Source organism: Amycolatopsis cihanbeyliensis, from assembly GCF_006715045.1.
GTDB classification, from domain to species: domain Bacteria; phylum Actinomycetota; class Actinomycetes; order Mycobacteriales; family Pseudonocardiaceae; genus Amycolatopsis; species Amycolatopsis cihanbeyliensis.
This window is the reverse complement of the sequence record NZ_VFML01000001.1, coordinates 3,918,052-3,938,204: the sequence shown is the minus strand read 5'-3', so window position 1 is coordinate 3,938,204 and position 20,153 is coordinate 3,918,052. Positions and strand designations below refer to the sequence as shown.

Below are 20,153 nucleotides of genomic sequence, written 5' to 3'. Positions count from 1 at the left end.
GCACGCCCCCTCGGCTCCACAACCCCCGGAGAGCCAGGGGGTCGAACACCAGTTCGATTATACCCGATCCGTGGTCATTCGGCGGGGAGCTTGCGGCGGCGTTTCGCGACCGGTTCGGCGGCACGCTAGATCCCCCGGAAGAAGCAGCGCAAACCGGCCTGGGGATCGCCCTGTGGACTACCTGTTGATGACGGGCCGGAACGAGTCACAAGGCGTGCTCTACCTGTGTACAACCTGGGGACAGTGCCTGAAGTTGTTAGTGAAATCGCAGGTCAAGCCCTGTGGGCAAGCTGTGGAGAACTTCTTTGGAACTCATCCGGCGTGTCGCACCGAGTCGGGGGTTCGGCGTGTCGTGCCGCCCCCGCTCCGCGGTGACCCACAGCCCTTGTGGATAAAAGCTACGGAACGTAGGGCAGCCGCCCGCTAGGCTGAACGGGCCTGGGGCACCGGCCAGCCAAGCGAAGCCGTGGATACTGTGGGTAGTCGACCGGCGGTCAGTTGAGCGTGCTCTGCGCGTTCCGCAGCCGCTCGGCGAGCAACTGCGGGGTGGCCGGCGTGAACACCACGAGCGGCTCACCGCGGCCGGGTACCTCCTCCATCAACCAGCGCCCCTCGGCGGTGTCGATGAAGTTCAGCGGCCGTTCGCACCGCCGCCGGACGCCGGACTGCCCGCGCACGGCCACGTACAGGCTGCCCGCGCTGATCCGCTCCGCCTGCAGGATCCGCTTGATCTCGTTGATCGAGGACGCCTGGTCCTGGCCGGGAGCCGGGCGCAGCACCCCCGCGCCGGTGTCATCCGCACCGGAGGGCCGCCCGCTGAGGAACTCACCCTTGCTGACCACCAGCGCCTGCCCGCCGCCCGGTCGGCCGGGTGGGATCTGGTTGACGAACCCCCGCAGCAGGTTCTCCGGTCGCTCCGAGGTGATCAGCACACCGTCGTCCTCGATGAACCGGGCGAGCACGAAGGCCCCGCCGCTGCCGCCGGCCGCCAGCACGGTGAAGTTCGGCGGTGCGTCGGCGAACCGCCCCTCGAACCAGCCGTAGTACTCCACCTGCGGCCGGGAGATCGACTCGAGCGCCGCGAGCAGGTCCCGGTCCATCCCCCGCGGGCCCATCAACCCCTGCTCGGTCAGCACGGCGTTGACCTGCTGGTCCACCGTGCGCTGGGCCTCCTCGTCGTACCAGGTGGGCGTGCCGGCGAGGGTCTGGTGCGGTTCACCTCCCCTGCGCCGGATCAGGTGGAGCAGGGTCGGGGTGGTGAACTTCAGTGGTGTGGTCAGCACTCTCGGTCCAGTGTCCTACTCGCCGATCACCGGCGGGGTGGTGAGCTCGTCCGACCCGAACAGCGAGTTCGGGTCCTCCTCGACCAGGAAGCGGTTCTGGTGCTCCTCGTCGCCGCCGCCCTGGCCGCCGCGGCCACCACCGGCCATCCCCATGGGCATCCCGCCCATCCGGCCGGCGCCGGCACCTCCGCGGGCGCCGGCGGCGCCCTGGCCACCCGCGCCCGCACCGGAACCGGCGCCGGGCGCGACCGCACCGGTCGAGGCGCCGGCACCGAGCCCGGCGGCCCCACCGGAACCACCGGAACCACCGGGGCCGAAACCGCCGCCCGATCCACCCCCCGGACCGAACCCCCCCGACCCGCCGGGGCCGAAGTTGCCACCACCGCCGCCCGAGATGTCCGCGGAGGGGACCTTGGGCGGGGTGTAGCCGGAGGTGGACGTGCTGTCGTCCCAGCCGGGCGACTGGTAGCCGGGGACCGTGCCGGGCGGGGTGTTCGGCTGGTACTCCCCTGAACCCGGGATGTCGCCACCCGGCCCGGGGATGTTCCCGGTGCCCGGGATGTCGCCACCGGGATTGGGCAGGTTCGCGCTCGGTGCCGGGATGTTGCCCGTGCCCGAGGGGATGTTCCCGGTCCCGGACGGGGGGATGTTGCCCGTGCCGGACGGGATGTTCCCGGTTCCGCCCGGTGGGACGTTGCCGGTGCCGCGGTCACCGGGCGCGGGCTTGTGGATCTTCCCGTCCTCGCCGCCCCCGTCGGAGATGGTGTTGCCCTCCCAAGCGGTGTACTGCGGCAGCCGCGCCGCGTTCTGCATGCTCGCCTGGTAGTAGGCGTTGAAAGCCTGGACGTTCGACTGGCCGACCCGGTTGTACTCCTCGATCTCCTCGTCCTTGTCGCTGAACGGGTTGAGCCCGTCCAGGAAGCCCGCCTCCGGCGGTTTCGCGGAGATCTCCTGTACCTGGGACTTGGTCGTGTCGAAGGACTCGCCCTGACTGTTCAGGTAGGTCGAGCTCCGCTCGAGGTTGGTCGCGGAGTCGCGCAGCCAGATACCGAGCGGGTGCGCGCCGGCCTGGGCCTGCGCGCCGGCTTCGCCGGTCCAGGCCTCATCCATCAGCCGGTTCAGCGTGTCCACCTGGCCGGCCCGGTCGGCGTGCACCCGTTGCAGGTTGCCCGCCGCGTCCGAGCCGTCCCGCACCGAGTCGGAGCTGCCGGGATGGATCTGTTCCCAGATCTGCCGGGCGTCGATCGAGCGTCCGCCGATGTTCGCCTCGTGCTGCTCGGCCTCGGGTCCGCCGCCGAACAGGCTGACCAGGCCACCCACGACGGCGCCACCCACGGCGCCGACCGCCGTGCCGACCCCGGGCACGACCGAACCGATGGCCGCCCCGGCACCGGTGTAGGTGCCGACCGTGGTGATGGTGCGACCGGCGTCATAGGCGTCGTTCGGCATGCCTCTCAACCCCTCCCGAGCTGCTCGATCATCGCCGTGCCGACCCGCTCGTTCACCGGGCACGGATCGGTCTCGTTCGGTCCCCGCGCGATTTGCGTGATGACGCTGACGGCCAGCTCGTCGGTTACCCCGACCCACAGCACGCAGTCGCCGTTCGAACGGCTGTCGATGACGTTCGCGTACACGGCCGGGTATCCGCCGATGGTGGTCGGCTCGAAGTACTCGTCCTCCGGCTCGTTCGCGTAGATCCCGTCCAGGCCGTTGTCGTTGGCGGTCATCGGGCTGATGCTCACCGAGTTGTCCTGGAAGGCCGCCGACTTCCAGACACATTCCGACCCGGTTCGGGTCTCCCGTTTCGTACCGGGTGCGTCGAGCCCGATCCGGGAGAGCTGCGCGGCGGACAGCGCGTTGCACGGGTCGGCAAGGATCCCGTCCACCGGCAGCGGGTTCGGCACGCGCGGCGCGGCACCCTGCTTGCCACTCGGCGCGGACTGCGCGGAGCCGGTCGAGGTGTCCCCGTCGGATCCGGAAAGCGAGGGGCTGCCCTCGGTCTGGTCGCCGCCGCAGGCGGCCAGCAGGAGGGCAGCGCCGAGGACGCCGGCGAGCCGGGTGCTGCGGAGCATGGTCACACGATCCCCTGTCCCTGCTTGGCGATGGCCTGCTGGGCCTCGTCCTCGGATTCCTGGATCTTGCCGCTGGCCTTCTCCAACGCCTCGATGTAGCTCTCCACGTACTCGATCATGCGCTGGTGCTGTTCGAGCAGAGTCTTGCCGGAAGGGTTGGCGCCCTGGTCGACGAAGTCACCGCTGGCGAACTCCCGGCCCGGCGGCTGGACATGGGCGACCCGCCACGCCTCACGTTCATCGCTGCGGAGGTCCTCCAGCAGCTGCCGCCACTTGGCGATGACCCCGTCCACCTCTTCCGGGGTGAACTTGTACCCACCGCTGGCGCCGTTGTTGCCGACCTGGATCGGTGCCGGCGCAGGGACACTGGTCAGCGTGTCGACCGGAGCATGCGACTGGCGCTGAGACATGATCACGTTCCCCTTCGTGCATCAGTGCTTGCCGGGAACGCGCGACCGAGCGCGCGTTCCCGCCACTCACCACCGCAGGTCCCGGCGGTTCTCGTACGCTGCTGCCGGCAGTGACCTGCGCGACGACCTGCGCGACCGGTCCTTGGATGTTAACGCGGTGGCGCCGGTTCCCGCCGGTTACTGGGCCGGTAGGTATCAATCCGACATCCAGCAGGCCGCCCCTCCTGCCGCGCAAGCAGGGCCGCTTCCGCCGAGTCGGCCTACCTCCGGTCTCCTTGGTAACCGAAAGCGACAAGGGCCCCTTCCCGGCATGGGAAGGAGCCCTTGTCGATATGCCGTCTTATCGCTGTGGCGTGACGTCGATCGGAACCTCGGCCCGCACCTCGGGGTGCAGGCGGGCGATGACCTGGTGCCTGCCGACGGTCTTGATGTGCTTGCCGAGCTGGATGATCCGCTTGTCCAGCGACGGGCCACCCGCCGACTTGATCGCCGAGACGATATCGGTCGGGGTGATCGAGCCGAACAGCTTCTTCGAGCCCTCGGCCGCCTTGGCGGAGAGCTGGACGGCGCCGAGCCCCTCCAGCGAGGCCTTCAGCTCCTTGGCGTGGTCGAGGTCCCGCACCCGGCGCGACTCCTGAGTGCGCTGGATGACCCGGACGTTCTTCTCCGCGCCCTTGGTCGCCGGGATGGCGTAGCCGCGGGGCAGCAGGTAGTTGCGTGCGTAGCCGTCCTTCACCTCGACGATGTCGCCGGGTCCGCCGAGGTTCGCCACGTCGGTGGTAAGAATGATCTTCGCCATGACGGGATCTCCTAGCGAGCGGTCGAGGTGTAGGGCAGCAGCGCCATCTCACGGGCGTTCTTGACCGCCGTGGCGACGTCACGCTGGTGCTGGCTGCAGTTGCCGGTGACCCGGCGGGCACGGATCTTGCCGCGGTCGGAGATGTACTTCCGCAGCAGGTTCGTGTCCTTGTAGTCGATCAGTTCCGCACGGCCCTTCTTCGCGTCCTTGCAGAACACGCAGACCTTCTTTTTCGGCTTGCGAACGGGTGGCTTGGCCACAGTTGACTCCTGGGGTGATCAGTGTGGTTGGTCTGGTGGTCGGTGTTCGCCGTGAACGCGCGGCACGCCCGACTCGGCGGCGCTCGGAATCGGCCCCGGCCGTTCCCTCGAAAGTGGTGCGCCCCGCCTCGTCGCTCGTGGGCTTCGCCAGACGCGCGTTCCCGACTCGTACTGCCGGCAGGTGTCCTATTCGGTCGAGCCGGGCCTCAGAACGGCGGTTCGTCGGAGAACCCGGCGCTGCTGTTCGCCGGCGGGGCCGAGCCCCACGGGTCGTCGGCCGGCGCGGACCCGCCGCCGCCACCACCGCCGCCGAAGCCGCCGCCTCCGCTGCCCCGGCTGACTTTGTTCACCTTCGCGGTGGCGTACCGCAGCGAGGGCCCGATCTCGTCGACCTCGAGTTCGACGACCGTGCGCTTCTCGCCTTCCTTGGTTTCGAACGAGCGCTGCTTCAACCTGCCCTGCACGACGACGCGGGCACCGCGGGTCAGGCTCTCGGCGACGTTCTCCGCTGCCTGCCGCCAGATGTTGCAGCGCAGGAACAGCGCCTCGCCGTCCTTCCACTCGCCGCTCTGCCGGTCGAACATGCGCGGCGTGGACGCGACCGTGAAGTTCGCGACGGCGGCGCCGGAGGACGTGAAGCGCAGCTCCGGGTCGGCGGTCAGGTTGCCGACCACTGTGATGATGGTATCTCCAGCCATGGGAACCTCCCCGGCCTCAGACCTTGGCCGGCTGGTTGGCGGTACGGGCGGCACGGGAACCCGGGCGCGGCGTCTCGCGGCGCACGACCTTGGTTCGCAGCACGATCTCCTGCAGGGACAGCTGCCGCTCGAGCTCCTTGACGGCGTCCGGCTCTGCGTTCAGGTCCACCAGCGCGTAGACGCCCTCGGCGTGCTTCTTGATCTCGTACGAGAGCCGCCTGCGGCCCCACACGTCGACCTTCTCGACGCTGCCGCCGGAGTCCCGGATCACCTTGAGGAAGTTCTCCAGGGTCGGGGAGACCGTGCGCTCGTCCTGGCTCGGATCGAGGATGATCATTACCTCGTAATGGCGTGACACAACCACTCACCTCCTATGGGCTTCGCGGTCACGGACGATCCGTGACAGGAGGGTTGTCCAACGCTCGAGTGTAACCGGGGGTTACGACACCTTGCGCAGCACCCAGGTGCGGACCAGCGCGGCCGTGACTCCGGCCAGTGCGACCACGGCGAGCAGCATCGGGAGCTGGACGCTGTTCCCGGCCGGCTCGGCGGCCAGCGCGTCGGCGTTGCCCGCGTTGCGCACCTCGGCCTGGTCCGGTGCCTGCTGGGTACCGGGGTCCGCGCCGAGGATGCCGAACTCCGGCGAGTCCTGCCCCGGTGCCGTCTCCGGCGAGGGGTAGCGCAGCCCGGGCGGGGTGGCGACCCCGGGGGTCGCGGTGGGGATGCCGCCGTAGTCCCTGCGCGGCGCCCGTCCCTGGGAGCCGCCGGAGGGAACGCCGCCGGCGGAGCTCGCGTCCGGGGTGCCGCCACCGGTCGAGCCGGTGTGACCGGTGTCACCGCCCGTGCGCGTGGGCTGCTCCGTCGTCGGCCGCGGCGTGGCCTTCAGCCGCATGGCGCACAGCCCGCCGACCTTCTTCTTGATGTGGTCGAGCGTGTCCTGCTTGGTCGACGGCAGCCAACCGAGACCGGGCGAGTCCTTCAGCCGCTGCACCACGAACTCACCGATCTGCGTGCCGTCGACGGTCTTGGCCCCCGAACCGGGTACGCGGCCGACCTGCACCGGTCCACCTTTGCGCAGGTGGTCGGCAACCTGGTCCGGGTTGATGGACAGCAGGGTGAGCAGGTTCTTCCGCTCCTTGGTAGCGGTGTGCACGATTCCGGCCAGCGGGTCGGCGTCCACCGCCACCTGGGTGGTCGGGGCGCCGGTCACCGTGGTGTCACACCGGTCGGCGCTCAGGGTCGCCGCGCTCGCGGTGCCGCCGATGGCCAGCGAGAAGCCGGTCATGGCCGCCGCGATCGCCGTCGCGGTGAGGACCTTGCGGGTGGTGGTGGCGAAAGGGGTCCTTCGGGTTCGCACCAGCGCTCATCCTCCGCGGTTCGCTCATCTGCCGGGGTGCACGGGACAGCCGAAAGCCGCCCTGTTCAAGGTAACGAGTCGAGTACGGCCGGGATACGCGACCGTCCGGTGCCGGTTTCCGGTGCCAACCTACGCCTTGCGCAGCACCCAGGTACGCACCAGCGCGCCGGACGCCCCGGCCAGCGCGATCACCGCGAGCAGCAGCGGGAGGCTGGTGCCGTCGGTCGGGCCGCCCGCGCCGCCGGTGAGTGCCCGCGCGTCCCCGGCGTTGCGCACGCCGTCGTCCGGCGGGTCCTGGGTGCCCTGCTGGCCGAGGATGCCGAACTCGGGTGCGTAGCCGGGGATCTGGCCGCCGTAGCGGACCCCGGGCGAGGGGGCGTACAGGCCCGCGGTGGCGATCGGCAGGTTGCTGTAGTCGCGCATCGGGGCGAAGCCGGTGCTGAAGTCCGTCGGCAACCCGGGGAAGCCGGGTACGGCAGCACCACCGAGCACCGGGCTGTTCGACTCCGGTACACCGCCCGCCTGGTCACCCCGGCCAGGGCCACCGGTGGTCGGGTTCGAGCCGGGGCTGCCACCCGGCTTGCCGCCGGGGGCCGGCTGGTTCGGGCGGTTCCGCTCGACCGGCTCGGTGCCGCCGCCGGTGACCGCCCCGCCCACCGTGTTCGCCGTGTCGCTGAGGGTGTTGCTGGTGCCCTGCACGCCCTTGTTGATCGCGTCCGCCGCGGGTTCGCCCACCCCCGGCACCGGGGCGACCACGGTGTCCACCACCTGCACGGTGACCGTGCAGACCTTGCCGAGTAGCGCGCTGACCGTCCCGGTGAGCACGGTGGTGGCCTCGCTGACGATGCCGAGGTCGAGCGGGATACCGAGCAGGGTGGCCCGCACCCGGTCACCGGGCTTGGCCTTGACCGTGCCGCCGCATTGGGCCGTTTTGGTCTCCGCCACCGCCGTGGCCGGGGCGGCCAGTGCCGCGGATCCGGCCAGCACCAGCGCGGCCGCGGAGACCGCCGTTGCCTTGCGTGTGCGACCAGGCATCGCTCACCCTCCCGCCACTGATGTCGCTCACCAGGTACAACGACGCTAACCGGGCAGCGTGACGGCGGCCTGCCGAAGTGGGAGACGCATTCGGGTGGATCTGGTGGTCACGTTGCGTGGTGGTGTCCGGTACGAGGGCTCAGGACGCCCTGACCTTGCCGCGCGTCCAGCTACGCATCAGCAGTGTGGTGACCACCGCCAGGGCCAGCACGGCGAGTAGCAGCGGCAGCCGTTCCGGCGGGGTGGACTCGGGCAGTGCCCGCGCCGTGCCCGAGTCTCCCCTGTCCACGGCAGGTGGTTGCGGGACCGGGTCGGCCTCGGGCACCCGGGCGCCTGGCGCGGGCTGCGGGTCGACCGGCGGGATGATCGCGCCCGGGCCGGCGAGGCCGTTGCTCGGTGTTCGCGGATCGCCGCTGGCCGGCCCGATGCCCGGTCCGATGCCGGTCCCGCCCGCGGATCCGGGGCCGCCCGGCCGGTTCCGGTCCTGGCCCCGCTGGTCGTCCCCCGGGTCGTCGGGCGGCGCGGGGTCGCCGCCGGGCGGTGACGGCTGCCGGCCGGGCGGCTCGTCCCCTGGCGACGGCGTGCCGTGCAGCGCGGCGACCAGCCCGTTGGTGGTGTCCTGCGCGGTGCGGCAGACCACCGTGCCCGCCTCGTTGAGCACCGGAACCCGGTGCCCGCCGAGGCCGTCCACGAGGTCCGCGACCGGCAGGGACAGCGTGGGCCGTGCTTGCTCGCCGGTGCCCTTCGCCGCGCTGCCGAGGCCGAAAGTGAGCACCCCGGGCCGGTCCAGCACCGCACCCGCGTCCACGGTGAGCGGGTCCCCGGCGCCCCGGTGCAGGGTGGCGGCGCAGTCGCCGTCGACCACCCGCGCCGCGGTGTCCTCCCCGCCCCGCTCGGCCTGGGCGGTACCCGTGCAGGCGAAGGCGGCGGTGAGCGCCGCGAGCGCGCCTGCCGTGCCGATCCGCCGGATGCTTGCCCGCAGCCTCGCCATGCTCGGTCGCCCTTCGCGTGTGTGGTCCCGGTCAAGCACCCGGGACGCCCGCACCGTACTCGATGGTCGTCGGCTCCGGTCGGTACCCTCGCGCCATGCTGATCGGAGCGCACGTCCGCGACGACGACCCGTTGACGGCCGCCCGCGAACGTGGCGCCGACGTGGTGCAGTTCTTCCTCGCCGACCCGCAGAGCTGGAAGGCGCCGCAGCGGCCGGTGCAGGCAGACGACCTCGCCGCCGCCGGGGTGGAGATCTTCATCCACTCGCCGTACCTGATCAACGTGGCCTCGATGAACAACCGGGTCCGCGTGCCCTCGCGCAAGGCGGTGGTCCAGCACGCGGCCGGTGCGGCCGAGATCGCCGCCAAGGGGCTCGTGGTGCACGGTGGGCAGCTACGCAAGGACGAGGACGCCGACGCCGGGATCGCCAACTGGCGCAAGCTGTTCGAGCGGCAGGCCGACGAGGGCGGGTTCGGTGTCCCGATCCTGATCGAGAACACCGCGGGTGGGGACAACGCGATGGCCAGGCACCTGGAGGCGCTGGCCAGGCTGTGGGACGTGGTCGGCGAGTTCGGCGCGGGTTTCTGCCTGGACACCTGCCATGCCTTCGCCGCGGGCTGGGAGCTGGAGCACGCGGTGGACCGGGTGCTCGGCATCACCGGCCGGATCGACCTGGTGCACCTGAACAACTCGCGGGACGAGTTCGGCTCCACCCGGGACCGGCACGCGAACGTGGTCGGCGGAGTGGGCACCATCGACCCGGACCTGCTCGCCGAGGTCGCCCGCGCGGCGGCCGCGCCGGTGGTGGTGGAGACCCCGGCCGAGGGTCAGCAGGGCGACATCGAGTTCCTCCGGCAGGCACTCGGCACGTGAGCGGCAGGCTCGGCAACGCGGCACTGGCGGTGCTGGTGCTGCTGTGCGGGTGCGCGCTCGCGCTCGGCTTCCTGAACAAGGATCGGTGTACCGGCCCGTTCTTCGACGAGAGCGGCCGCAGCACGCCGAACTACTCCGAACGCAACTTCACCGACGCCTGCTACTCCGATATCCAGTTCCTCTGGATCGGCCGGGACATCGACCGGCACACCTTCCCCTACGTGCACGGCGATCTGGTCGACGGCCGGCTGGTCGGTGGGGCGGTGGAGTACCCGGTGCTCACCGGCATGCTGATCTGGGCGGGCGCCGCCTTCGCGGACACCGACGCCGGCTTCCTGCTCGGCTCGGCACTGCTGCTCGCCCCGTTCGGGCTGCTGACCGGCTGGTTACTGGGGCGGATCGCGGGCTGGCGCGCGTTGCTGTGGGCGATCGGCCCGCCGCTGGTGCTGTACGCCTTCCACAACTGGGAGCTGCCCGCGGTGGCCTGCGGGGTCGGTGCCTTTGCCGTGGTGCTGCTCGGCAGGGGAAGCCTGCGCAGCCGCGGGCTGTGGGCGGCCGCGCTGCTCGGACTGGGTTTCGCGGTCAAGGTCTTCCCGGCGTTCTTCGTCCTCCCGCTGGCGCTGTACGTGCTGACCGGCGGCCGGACCGGCGCCCGGCGATGGGATTTCCGCGGCGCCGCCGGGGTGCTCGGTGTCGCGGCCGGTACCGCGGTGGCGGTGAACCTGCCGTTCGCCCTCGCCGGGTTCGACGGCTGGCTGGCCTCCTTCCGGTTCCAGGCCGAGCGCCGGGTCGACGCCACCACCAACTCGGTGTGGTACTGGGCCTTCCGGCCGGAGGACGGCGCGAGCTTCCAGTCGGTGGTCGACGTGGTGTCCCCGCTGCTGGTCCTGGTGTCCTTCGCCGTCGCGCTGGCCGTCGGCTGGCAGCGTTACCGGCGCGAGGGCGGCTACCCGCTGCTCGCGGTCTCGGCGGCGATGCTGTGCGGGTTCCTGCTGCTGCACAAGGTGCACTCGCCGCAGTACACCCTCTGGCTGCTGCCGATGTTCGTGCTGGTCCGGGTGCGCTGGGGCTGGGTGCTCGGCTACCTCGTCGCGGACCTGGCCATGGGGATCGGCATCTTCCGCTGGTACGGCGAGCTGGGCGGCGACGGCGGCCACATCTACGACGGTTTCGCCGCGCAGGCGGTCATGATCGGTGTCTGGGGCCGGGCCGCACTGCTCGCCGGGCTGTTCGTCGCCTTCCTGAGCAGCAGGGAATGGGAGGAGCCCGGCGGCCCGGCCGACCTCGCGCACCGGCACGGTGCACACCCGCTGAGTCCTACCTTGCCGCGGTGACCGACCTGCGGCGCCGGAACACGTACGCGTCGCGGGCTCGGTCCAGCACCCCGCCGGCGGGGTCGTCCTCGCCGCCCATCCGCACCAGGTCGGTGGACGGTCGGTAGATCTCCCTGATCACCAGCACGCACAGCCCGATGACGGCGATGTCGCGCAGCACCACGGTGCCGAGGAACCAGCCTTCCGGTAGGCCCTTGTCGTCCGTGCCGAGGTAGTAGAACATCCGGGGCACCCACACCACCGCGTCGATGATCATCCAGCCGAGCAGCAGCCGCCAGCGCGGGATGGCCAGCACCGCCAGCGGCACCAGCCACAGCGAGTACTGCGGGCTCCACACCTTGTTGGTGAGCAGGAAGGCCGCGACCACAAGGAAGCAAAGCTGGGCAACCCGGGGTCGCACCGGCGCCGTGAGGCCGAGGTAGGCGATGCCCGCGCAGCAGGCAAGGAACAGCGCGCCGCTGACCGCGTTCAGCCAGACCGGACTCTCCCCGCGCACCAGCTCACCGTCGAACCCGGTCCACCCGGTGAAGTAGGAGATCACGTTGTACAGCGAGTCGGGGTCCATCCCGCGTTCGGCGTTCAGCCGGAAGAACTCCCGCCAGCCGTCCGGGAAGGCGAGCGCGATCGGCAGGTTCACCGCGGCCCAGGTGAGCGCCGTGCTGACCGCGGTCTTCACCCAGGTGCGTGGCTTCCCCGCGCGCAGGCAGAGCACGAGCAGCGGCCCGAGCAGGAACAGCGGGTACATCTTGGCCGCGGCACCCAGCCCGAACAGCACCCCGGCCAGCATCGGTCTGCGGCGCGCCCAGGCCAGCAGGCCGGTAGCGGCGAGCGCGGCGGCGAGCGTGTCGAAGTTGGTGAAGGCGTGCACCACCACCAGCGGGGAGACCGCGACCAGCGCGGCGTCCCACGGCCGGCGTCTCGCCGTTCTCGCCACCGCCCACACCGCCGCCAGCCAGGCGAGGCCGAGGAACAGCGCGGTGACGTTGAAGTACACGGCGACCGGGAGCGCGCCGGGTAGCCAGCCCGCTTCGGATGCCTCGGTCCAGGCGTGCGTGAGCTTCGCGTTGACCCACTGGAACAGCCCGGTGAGCACCGGGTACTCCATGTAGCGGACCTGTTCCTGCGGGGTTCCCTCGTTCTCGACCCACTGGGTGGCGTACGGGAACGTGCCGGGCCTGTCCAACTGCTCGGCGCCGTAGAGCGGCACGATGTCCGAGTAGCACATCGCCACGTACGGCTTGCCCGAGCGCCAGTCCAGCTCGGCCTGCCCGGCGTCGTTGGTGTACTGCTGGATGCACGCGGCCTTGCCGAACCAGCCGAGGGTCAGGGTGAGTACCGCCAGCAGCAGGCCAACCCGCAGCGGGGTCCAGAACCAGTGTCTGCCGATCACCGCGTGCTCGCCGAGCGGGCCGCCGATCGGCCGGGTGGCCGTGGCGGCGAACGGATCGGTCCAACTGGGGATCACCCGCTTGCCGGCGTCGAGCGAGGCTGTCTCGGACGCCGGATCGGGCGTTGGTTCGGACTGGCTGGACACGGGCGCATGCTACGTGCCGCGCCGGGACACCGTGGTAGGTGACTACTCGTCGCCGCGTTCCCCGCGCCCCGGCAGGATGCCGATCCCGTTGTCCTCCTCGTCCGGTGGGCCGGGGCCGGTGCTGTTGCCCGGTTTCGAGTTCGTCGGCGGGGTGGGGATGGTTATCGAGATCGAGGGCGAGGAGGTCTGCGTCGGGCCGGTGGTCTCCGGCTCGGTCGTCTCGGACCGCCGCTCGGTGGTGCTCCGGCGGCTGCGGGTCTCCGGGGTGTAGTCCCGTACCTGCTTGCCGATCAGGTCCACCTTCTGAAACTTCTCCTTCGGCTTGCCCTTCAGGTAGGAGTCCATGAACTCCTTCCAGACCTCACCCGGTAGCCCGCTGCCGTAGACCTTCCTGCCCCGTTTGTCCCGAATGGGATCCCCGGTTCCGGTGCCGACCCAGGTCGCGGTCGAGATGGACGGGGTGTAGCCGACCATCCACGCCTGGGCGTTCTCGTCGCCGTCCTCGGCCGCCTCGTGCGTGCCGGTCTTGCCCGCGCAGTCCCGGTTGCCCGCGCAGTCCAGGTCGGAGAACGGCAGCACCGGCTCCAGCGACCTGGTGACATTGCCCGCGATCTGCGCGTTGTGCTTCGAGTCGTCCTGATCGAAGGCCGGTTCGCCCTTCTTGTCCACCTCGAACACCAGGGTGCCGTCGGACTTCTCCAGCTTGGCCACGAAATGCGACTCGCGGTGGATGCCCTCGGCGGCGAAGGTCGCGTAGGCCGAGGCCATGTCCTCCGGGGTGACGTTCGTCGTCCCACCGCCGATGGCGATGTTGCCGTCCGCGTTCTGCATGGTCGGGCTTTCCGGGCCGTGGTCCTTCGGGATACCGGCGGCGACCGCCGCGTCCACCACGGCCTGCACGCCGGTGTCCTTCATCACCATCTCGTAGAACACGGTGTTGGCCGAGCGCTTCATCCCCTCCGCCACCGTGCACTTCGCGCTACAGCTGGAGTTCGGGCCGGCGTTGTTCACCACCTGCTCGCGGCCTTCGAAGGTGCGCCCGGACCGGCCGTCGTAGGTCTCGCCGAGACCCTTACCGCGCAGCAGCAGGGCCACCAGGTCGAAGGGTTTGTATGAGGAGCCGGGGTTGCGCTGGGTGTTCGCCCAGTCCACCTGGTCCACGCCGGGTTCGTTCGGTCCTCCGTAGTAGGCCATCACCCCGCCGGTCCTCGGGTTCACGGCGACCAGCGCCTTGCGCAGGTTCTCCGGCTGGCCCTTCATCACCTTGTCCACGGCCTGCTCGGCGAGCTTCTGCGCCTCGGGCTCGATGGTGGTGTGGATCCGGTAGCCGCCCGCCTGCAGTTTCTCCTCCGGGTAGCCCTTGGCCTCCAGCTCGGCCTGCACCCGATGCTTGACGAAGGCCGCGGGGCCCTGGTTCATGGTGTTCGGCCTGCTCTCCTCCATCGGGATCATCTCGGGGAACTCCTGCGAGTCCCGCTCGGCCTTGTCCAGCCACCTGTTCTCCACCATCCGGTCCAGCGCCACGTTCCACCGCTCGGTGGCCACCTCCCGGTTCTCCGAGCGGCCCGGCTGCTGGATCAGCCCGGCGAGCAGGGCGGACTCGGAGACGTTGAGGTCCTTGGCGTCCTTGCCGTAGTAGGCCTGCGCCGCGGTCTGCAGGCCGTAGGCCCCGCGCCCGAAGTAGATGGTGTTCAGGTACGCGGTGATGATCTCGCTCTTCTCCTGCTGCTGGTTCATCTTGAAGGACTTGACCAGCTCGAGGAACTTCCTGGTGTAGCTGTAGTCGTCGTTCTGGGTGGCCACCTTGATGTACTGCTGGCTGATCGTCGATCCGCCGCCGACTCCGCCGGTGACCTGGTTGTACACCGCGCGCATGATGCCGGTGACGTCGAACCCGGAGTTGGTCTCGAAGGTGGCGTCCTCGGTGGCGTAGACGGCCTTCCTCGTGACGTCCGGGATCTCGCTGTACTTGAGCAGCACCCGGTTGCCACCGGGCGGCACGTCCTTGCCCATCTCGGAGCCGTCCGAGAAGAGATAGGTCACCACCTTGTTCTGGTCCGCGGCGACCTCCTCCGGCGTCGGCACATCGACCAGGAAGTAGGTGACGGTGAACGCCAGGGCCGGCAGCACCACGAACACGCCGAACAGGGCGTAGAGCGTGCGCCGGATCCGCCGCCAACGACGTTTCTTCCGTTGCCGGGGGGTGAGCGGGGGCTTGCCGTTCTTGCCCCTCGGCTCGCCCTCGTCGTCGAGGCCTCCCTCGTGCAGCTGCTGTTCGTCGTCATCGGGCCAGCGGTCATCGGGCCAGCCGTCATCCGGGCCGTAGCCGGGGTCTTCCTGGCCTGCGCCGTGGTGGTCGTGGGTGAGCAACTCCGGTTCCCGGTCCTCCGGGCCGATCCGGCTGCCGACCATGCCGGTCGGCTGCTCCACCCGGGGGCGGCGCGGAGGTTGCCCGGCCCCCGCCGCCCCGGCCCCCGCCGCCCCGGCGGCCGCGGGTCCCGCTGGTCCCGGTGGTGGCTGCCGGTGCCCGGCCTGCCCTGGCCGCCCACCGGCCGGTGGGCGGCCACCCGGCGGTTGACCCGGCCCGCGGCCGGGTCCCTGCGGTCCCGGCCACCCGCCGGCCTGCGGGGGCTGTCCCGGATGGGGTGGCGGTGGCTGCCGGTGCCCCCGGGGGTCCTGCGCCCGGGGTGGTCCCGCCGGCCGCTGTGGCTGTGCGGGTGGGGGCTGTGCGGGCCGTGGGCGTTGCCCGCCGCGGTCCGGGTCGTTGCCGCCAGGCCAGCGAGGTCCCTGGTCCTCCGCGCCCGGCCAGCGGGGCTGCTGTTGCGGCGGGCGGGGCGGCTGCCCTGGCGGCCTGCCCTGCCGGGGCGGGCGGGGCGGCTCGTCACCGGTCGGCCACTGGGGGCCGGCGTCCTGGCGGTCCTCGCCTGGCGGCCACTGGTTGTGCCTGCCTTCGGGGTCCTGTCCTGGCCAGCGGTGATCGTTCACGATTGAGCCTCCCAGACCGGCGCCTCGGGGCGCGCCGTCCTGCCGTTGCCTGCGTGCGGGCCCCGCCAGGGGGTCGTCACTGTGCCGGTAGGTACCAATCCGACCTCCAGCAGGCCGACCCCCATGCCTCGCAAGCACAGCCGCCTTCTGCCGAGTCGGCCTACGTCCGGTCTCCTTGGTAGGAGCACTGCGTTGTTCCCGGTCCTCACTGGTCCGCGGTCCTCCGCGAATGCCGGTGTGGCCTCCCGGTACCGAGGACGTACGACTGGACCAGGTGGTTCCAGCGGCACGCTCGGCATACCTCTACGACATAGACGGTGAACTCACCGAAGAGGTTGGCCATCCGCTCGAGTTCCTCCGGCGTCCTGGCCGAACCCGCGGCGTGTTTCAACTCGTCCCCGTAGACCCAGGAAACCAGGGTCAACGCCTCCCGGCGGCAGACAGGACAGTCCCTTTCACCCGGCCTGCCGTGGAACTTCGCAGCTCGCAGGAGGTACGGCCCAGCATCGCAGACGTCGTCGGCACCGGCCCTGCCCGCTCGGTACCCGGCGAGCAGCGCACGGCGCTGCAAGGTGTAGTCGACGACATGCCGCTGGGTTCGCACGTCCACAGAGTACGTGCTCCAGCCGGGTGCACGGTGGGCCGTTCTGGGTAGTGACAGCGGTTACTAAGCCGACACGCCGGGAATTCGATAACTCTCTTGTGAACACTGGGAGACCCAGCCGGGCGGTAGGCGCACGTGAGTAAGGTTAGATACACCACGTCGATGTATCGATGCGATATAATGAACCGGTAGGTTGAGCACAGCCGGTCGGATAGACACTGCAACGTCCGGCGTAGCCGTTTGTTCCCGAAGGGGGTGGATCGTGTTGGAGTTCGCAGTCCTCGGGCTACTGCACGAAGCCCCCATGCATGGCTATGTGCTGCGCAAACGGCTGCACGAGACGCTCGGTATGTTCCGTACGTTCTCCTACGGTTCGCTGTATCCGACCCTGCGCCGGTTGCAGCGCGCGGGCCTCATCGTCGAGGAGCCGGAAGACCTGGAGGTGGGTGAGCCCGCCGCGAGCCAGCCGAAGTCGAGTTCCCGGGCCCAGAGCAGGAGCGGCTGGGGACGCAGGGCGCGGCGCGTGTACAAGCTCACCGCCGAGGGCAAGGAGCGGTTCGCCGAACTGCTCGCCGACGTCGGCCCGCAGACCTGGGACGACGAGGGTTTCGGTGTCCACCTGACCTTTTTCTCCCGGACACCGGCCGACGTCAGGATGCGGATATTGGAGGGCAGGCGCCGTCGCGTCGAGGAACGCCGCGAAGGGCTACGCGCCGCCCTGTCCAGAGCCGAGGAGAGGATCGACCGCTACACCCGTGAGCTGCATCGACTCGGGCTGGAGACCAGCGAGCGAGAAGTGCGCTGGCTCAACGAGTTGATCGCACATGAACAAGCCGAGCAGCGCGGTCAGCAGACCTGACTCGCCGCGGCCCGGCGGAGACCACACGCAAACCACGAGTAAGGAGAACCGGCATGGGCGAGAACCTGCGGGTGGCCATCGTAGGCGTTGGCAACTGCGCGGCGTCGCTGGTGCAGGGCGTCCAGTACTACCGCGACGCCGACTCTGACTCGCGCGTGCCAGGCTTGATGCACGTGCGGTTCGGCGGCTATCACATTCGGGACATCGAGTTCGCCGCCGCGTTCGACGTGGACGCCAAGAAGGTCGGCCGGGATCTCTCGGAAGCCATCGTCGCGAGCGAGAACAACACGATCAAGATCGCGGATGTGCCGCCGCTCGGGGTGACCGTGCAGCGCGGGCACACCCATGACGGGCTGGGCCGGTTCTACCGGGAGACCATCGAGGAGTCCGACGAGACCCCGGTGGACGTCGCGGCCGCGCTGCGCGAGGCCGAGGTGGACGTGCTGGTGTCCTACCTTCCGGTCGGTTCCGAGGAGGCGGACAAGTTCTACGCGCAGGCCGCGATCGACGCGAAGGTGGCGTTCGTCAACGCGCTGCCGGTGTTCATCGCCTCCGACCCGGAGTGGGCGGCCAAGTTCACCGAGGCCGGGGTGCCGATCGTCGGTGACGACATCAAGTCGCAGGTCGGCGCGACCATAACGCACCGGGTCCTTGCCAGGCTGTTCGAGGACCGCGGGGTCCAGCTGGACCGCACCATGCAGCTGAACGTGGGCGGCAACATGGACTTCCTGAACATGAAGGAGCTGGAGCGGCTGGAGTCCAAGAAGGTCTCCAAGACCCAGGCGGTGACCTCGCAGGTCGACCGGGACCTCGGCAAGGGCAACGTGCACATCGGCCCCTCCGACTACGTGTCCTGGCTGGATGACCGGAAGTGGGCCTACGTCCGGCTGGAGGGGCGCGCCTTCGGCGACGTGCCGCTGAACATGGAGTACAAGCTCGAGGTCTGGGACTCCCCCAACTCGGCGGGCATCATCATCGACGCGGTGCGGGCCGCGAAGATCGCCAAGGACCGCGGCATCGGCGGCCCCCTGCTGTCCGCCTCCTCCTACTTCATGAAGTCGCCCCCCGTGCAGTACTCCGACTCCGACGCCCACGAGGCCGTCGAGCGGTTCATCGCGGGCGACCCGGAGAGCTGAAGGTCAAGGAACAGGCTCAGAGGGTCGTCAGGGTGGTGGGCAACTCGCTGACCTCGTTCAGCACGCTGCCGGCCCGCGCCAGTACGTCGACCTCCGGCGGGAAGTGCGGGTTCGGCACCGCGACCACGGTCATCCCGGCCGCCAGCGCGGAGCGCAGACCGTTGGTCGAGTCCTCGACCGCCACGCAGTCGCGCGGCGCCACCCCCAGCCGGTTCGCCGCCTCCAGGTAGACGTCCGGCTCCGGTTTGCCCGCGCCGACCTCCTCGCTGGACAGCGCCACCCCGACCAGGTCGGCCAGCCCGGTGGCGTCCAGGAAGGCATCGATCAGCACCGGTGGTGAGGAGCTGGCGATGGCAACCGGATAGTCCCGCCCCACCGCGCGCACGACCTCCACCGCACCGGGCAGTACCGGCGGTCCCGCCGCGTACCGCTCGGCCATCCGGTCGACGACCACCTCCGCGGCGCGCTCCGCGGTCAGCCGGGCACCCAGCTCGTCGACCAGGTATCTCGCCCACTCCGGCGTGCTCATGCCCATCAGCGCACGGCTGGCCTGCTCGGTCCAGGTGCCGCCGTGCTCGGCGACCACCGCGCGCCGGGTCGCGTCCCAGACCGTCTCCGAGTCGACCAGCACCCCGTCCAGGTCGAAGATCACCGCGTCCATACCTGCCAACGTACCTGTGAGGCGAGTTACTTCGGCATGCTAAGCAATTATTGTTAGCATAGCTAAGTGACTTTCCGGAGGTGGGGATGAGCTCTGGGCATGCGAGCCTGCTGGAGGCGGTCAAGGGTGGTGGGGGCTACGGCGGCGAAGCGGAGGGCTCCGGAGGAACGTGCTCGGCGGCTTCTCGCGTGGATGTGGCTGGCGCCGTGGGCGTGCCGATCGGGCGGCTGACTACTGGGTGCGTGCTGAGGGATGGCGCGCGGCTCTCGCCGGTCGGCCGGCGCGGCCGAGCCCCTACGCGGCCGAGCACGTTCCGATCTGGCATCAGCCGCGTGACCCGCTGGCGCCGGATGGGACGAGGGCATCGCCGAGCGTCTTGCCGAGGTACGCCGTCGGCGGGCGCTGCCGGACTGCGGAGGGTCAGCCTGACCGATGCGCCGGCGCGCTGGCCAGCTCGCACCGCTACCGAGCCGGATGCATGATCGGATGGGCTATGGGTCCAGGGGCGCTCGGGCTTTGGTGAGTCTTTCGGCTAGGTTGCCGGGGTCGCCGGGGAAGACGGTGATGTGTTGGTTGTCGGCGGGGCCGGTTAACTCCAGTCCGACCCGGCCGACATCGATGTCGATGTAGGACAGCGAGGCCGGTGCTTCGTGGCGAGGGCCGCCGTCCTGTCTGCGGGCAACGTAGAGTTGTCCGATGCCGTAGTAGGGCTGGTCGAGGATGGTGTGCAGGTCCCGTACCGGCTGGCTGCGGGCGGGGAGTGGTTCGTAGGGTCCGCTGGTGTCCGGTCGGGCGAACTCGGCTTGCCGTGCCGAGAACGTCTGGAAATCGGCCGGTGGGAATGGTGGAAGGTGCTTGGCCAGTGCGAGCGCCCGATCGTCGCGGTGTACCGGAGTCAGCCAGACCGTGCCGTCCTGGTGTGCCACGGTAACCGCCTCTCGACCCCGGCAGGCCACCAGCACGCCGTAGGAGTCGTCTCCGGTGCGGGTCTGTGCGTAGTACTCGGTGTCCGGCCGGTCGAGCACGTGCAGGGTGTCCTCGAAGCTGCCGACCAATTCTCGCCCGCGCACCAGGCCGAGCGCGCCCAGCTCCTCCAATGCTTCGCAGTCGCGCTGGTGCTCGGCCGAGGGTGGGACGTGGCTGGCGCCGCCGAGCAGGATCGGGTGCGGTTCGCCGCAGTTGTGCCACCGCATCGCGGTCAACAGTGTGTGCAGGGACATCTCCACTGTCCGCCGCAGAACCACCCGCGTTTCCTCCCCCTGC

The 20,153-nt window shown here is 70.3% G+C and carries 21 protein-coding genes; 5 read left to right on the top strand and 16 right to left on the bottom strand.

The features are described from left to right. Positions 1-494 precede the first annotated feature (494 nt). From FB471_RS17780 to FB471_RS17730, 11 genes are all read right to left on the bottom strand, one after another. Positions 495-1,283: an ESX secretion-associated protein EspG gene (locus tag FB471_RS17780; RefSeq protein WP_141999578.1), complete on the bottom strand. Its 789-nt coding sequence runs from the start codon at positions 1,281-1,283 to the stop codon at positions 495-497. Positions 1,284-1,298: 15 nt separating this feature from the next. Then, entirely contained in the window at positions 1,299-2,732 is a 1,434-nt protein-coding gene (locus FB471_RS17775) for a hypothetical protein (protein ID WP_141999577.1), read from the bottom strand. A gap of 5 nt (positions 2,733-2,737) precedes the next feature. Beyond that, positions 2,738-3,355, bottom strand: a complete 618-nt coding sequence (locus FB471_RS17770) for a DUF3558 domain-containing protein (protein WP_141999576.1) — start codon at positions 3,353-3,355, stop codon at positions 2,738-2,740. 2 nt (positions 3,356-3,357) lie between these two features. Beyond that, positions 3,358-3,765, bottom strand: a complete 408-nt coding sequence (locus FB471_RS17765; RefSeq protein WP_141999575.1) for a hypothetical protein — start codon at positions 3,763-3,765, stop codon at positions 3,358-3,360. Between the two features lie 340 nt (positions 3,766-4,105). Further along, positions 4,106-4,564 (bottom strand): 50S ribosomal protein L9, encoded by a 459-nt coding sequence (gene rplI, locus FB471_RS17760; protein ID WP_141999574.1) that lies wholly within the window; start codon positions 4,562-4,564, stop codon positions 4,106-4,108. A gap of 11 nt (positions 4,565-4,575) precedes the next feature. Continuing rightward, complete coding sequence (rpsR, locus tag FB471_RS17755) at positions 4,576-4,824, bottom strand: 30S ribosomal protein S18 (protein WP_141999573.1); 249 nt, start codon at positions 4,822-4,824, stop codon at positions 4,576-4,578. A 206-nt stretch (positions 4,825-5,030) separates the two neighbouring features. Beyond that, complete coding sequence (locus tag FB471_RS17750) at positions 5,031-5,522, bottom strand: single-stranded DNA-binding protein (RefSeq protein ID WP_141999572.1); 492 nt, start codon at positions 5,520-5,522, stop codon at positions 5,031-5,033. A gap of 16 nt (positions 5,523-5,538) precedes the next feature. Further along, the gene (gene rpsF / locus FB471_RS17745) at positions 5,539-5,880 is read right to left on the bottom strand and encodes a 30S ribosomal protein S6 (protein ID WP_141999571.1); all 342 of its coding nucleotides are present in this window, start codon (positions 5,878-5,880) and stop codon (positions 5,539-5,541) included. An 81-nt stretch (positions 5,881-5,961) separates the two neighbouring features. Next, positions 5,962-6,879: a hypothetical protein gene (locus FB471_RS17740; protein WP_141999570.1), complete on the bottom strand. Its 918-nt coding sequence runs from the start codon at positions 6,877-6,879 to the stop codon at positions 5,962-5,964. A 129-nt stretch (positions 6,880-7,008) separates the two neighbouring features. Next, positions 7,009-7,914, bottom strand: coding sequence for a hypothetical protein (locus FB471_RS17735; protein ID WP_141999569.1), 906 nt, complete (start codon positions 7,912-7,914; stop codon positions 7,009-7,011). Positions 7,915-8,053: 139 nt separating this feature from the next. Next, on the bottom strand, positions 8,054-8,905 hold the full coding sequence (locus FB471_RS17730; RefSeq protein ID WP_141999568.1) for a hypothetical protein: 852 nt from the start codon (positions 8,903-8,905) through the stop codon (positions 8,054-8,056). A gap of 95 nt (positions 8,906-9,000) precedes the next feature. Here FB471_RS17730 and FB471_RS17725 point away from each other — a divergent pair, with 95 nt between their 5' ends. Continuing rightward, positions 9,001-9,777: a deoxyribonuclease IV gene (locus FB471_RS17725; protein ID WP_141999567.1), complete on the top strand. Its 777-nt coding sequence runs from the start codon at positions 9,001-9,003 to the stop codon at positions 9,775-9,777. Next, the gene (locus FB471_RS17720; RefSeq protein ID WP_141999566.1) at positions 9,774-11,111 is read left to right on the top strand and encodes a glycosyltransferase family 87 protein; all 1,338 of its coding nucleotides are present in this window, start codon (positions 9,774-9,776) and stop codon (positions 11,109-11,111) included. The genes FB471_RS17725 and FB471_RS17720 overlap by 4 nt, the downstream gene beginning before the upstream one ends. Here FB471_RS17720 and FB471_RS17715 read toward each other — a convergent pair. After that, the gene (locus FB471_RS17715) at positions 11,095-12,645 is read right to left on the bottom strand and encodes a glycosyltransferase family 87 protein (protein WP_141999565.1); all 1,551 of its coding nucleotides are present in this window, start codon (positions 12,643-12,645) and stop codon (positions 11,095-11,097) included. The genes FB471_RS17720 and FB471_RS17715 overlap by 17 nt on opposite strands. A 42-nt stretch (positions 12,646-12,687) precedes the next feature. Beyond that, positions 12,688-15,075: a transglycosylase domain-containing protein gene (locus FB471_RS17710; RefSeq protein WP_246076455.1), complete on the bottom strand. Its 2,388-nt coding sequence runs from the start codon at positions 15,073-15,075 to the stop codon at positions 12,688-12,690. Between the two features lie 93 nt (positions 15,076-15,168). On the opposite strand from FB471_RS17710, the gene FB471_RS35150 reads away from it, so the two are divergent. Beyond that, a complete protein-coding gene (locus FB471_RS35150; protein WP_246076454.1) occupies positions 15,169-15,636 on the top strand; it encodes a hypothetical protein in 468 nt (155 codons plus the stop codon). A 199-nt stretch (positions 15,637-15,835) separates the two neighbouring features. Here FB471_RS35150 and FB471_RS17705 read toward each other — a convergent pair whose 3' ends face one another. Further along, positions 15,836-16,234, bottom strand: a complete 399-nt coding sequence (locus tag FB471_RS17705; protein ID WP_141999563.1) for a DUF5318 domain-containing protein — start codon at positions 16,232-16,234, stop codon at positions 15,836-15,838. Between the two features lie 262 nt (positions 16,235-16,496). Between FB471_RS17705 and FB471_RS17700 the strand changes: the two genes are divergently transcribed. Both FB471_RS17700 and FB471_RS17695 read left to right on the top strand, forming a co-directional pair. After that, positions 16,497-17,093, top strand: a complete 597-nt coding sequence (locus FB471_RS17700) for a PadR family transcriptional regulator (protein WP_141999562.1) — start codon at positions 16,497-16,499, stop codon at positions 17,091-17,093. Positions 17,094-17,146: 53 nt separating this feature from the next. Next, positions 17,147-18,229, top strand: a complete 1,083-nt coding sequence (locus FB471_RS17695) for an inositol-3-phosphate synthase (RefSeq protein ID WP_141999561.1) — start codon at positions 17,147-17,149, stop codon at positions 18,227-18,229. Between the two features lie 16 nt (positions 18,230-18,245). Here the strand turns inward: FB471_RS17695 and FB471_RS17690 are convergent, their stop codons facing one another. Continuing rightward, entirely contained in the window at positions 18,246-18,890 is a 645-nt protein-coding gene (locus tag FB471_RS17690) for an HAD family hydrolase (protein WP_141999560.1), read from the bottom strand. Positions 18,891-19,381: 491 nt separating this feature from the next. Next, on the bottom strand, positions 19,382-20,134 hold the full coding sequence (locus FB471_RS17685; RefSeq protein ID WP_141999559.1) for an ESX secretion-associated protein EspG: 753 nt from the start codon (positions 20,132-20,134) through the stop codon (positions 19,382-19,384). Positions 20,135-20,153: the final 19 nt, after the last annotated feature.

What these genes read in the sequence shown, in the direction of transcription:
- FB471_RS17775 (WP_141999577.1), bottom strand. Translation starts at nt 2,732, where the DNA reads ATGCCGAACGACGCCTATGACGCCGGTCGCACCATCACCACGGTCGGC.
- FB471_RS17770 (WP_141999576.1), bottom strand. Translation starts at nt 3,355, where the DNA reads ATGCTCCGCAGCACCCGGCTCGCCGGCGTCCTCGGCGCTGCCCTCCTG.
- FB471_RS17765 (WP_141999575.1), bottom strand. Translation starts at nt 3,765, where the DNA reads ATGTCTCAGCGCCAGTCGCATGCTCCGGTCGACACGCTGACCAGTGTC.
- rplI (WP_141999574.1), bottom strand. Translation starts at nt 4,564, where the DNA reads ATGGCGAAGATCATTCTTACCACCGACGTGGCGAACCTCGGCGGACCC.
- FB471_RS17750 (WP_141999572.1), bottom strand. Translation starts at nt 5,522, where the DNA reads ATGGCTGGAGATACCATCATCACAGTGGTCGGCAACCTGACCGCCGAC.
- FB471_RS17735 (WP_141999569.1), bottom strand. Translation starts at nt 7,914, where the DNA reads ATGCCTGGTCGCACACGCAAGGCAACGGCGGTCTCCGCGGCCGCGCTG.
- FB471_RS17730 (WP_141999568.1), bottom strand. Translation starts at nt 8,905, where the DNA reads ATGGCGAGGCTGCGGGCAAGCATCCGGCGGATCGGCACGGCAGGCGCG.
- FB471_RS17725 (WP_141999567.1), top strand. Translation starts at nt 9,001, where the DNA reads ATGCTGATCGGAGCGCACGTCCGCGACGACGACCCGTTGACGGCCGCC.
- FB471_RS17695 (WP_141999561.1), top strand. Translation starts at nt 17,147, where the DNA reads ATGGGCGAGAACCTGCGGGTGGCCATCGTAGGCGTTGGCAACTGCGCG.
- FB471_RS17690 (WP_141999560.1), bottom strand. Translation starts at nt 18,890, where the DNA reads ATGGACGCGGTGATCTTCGACCTGGACGGGGTGCTGGTCGACTCGGAG.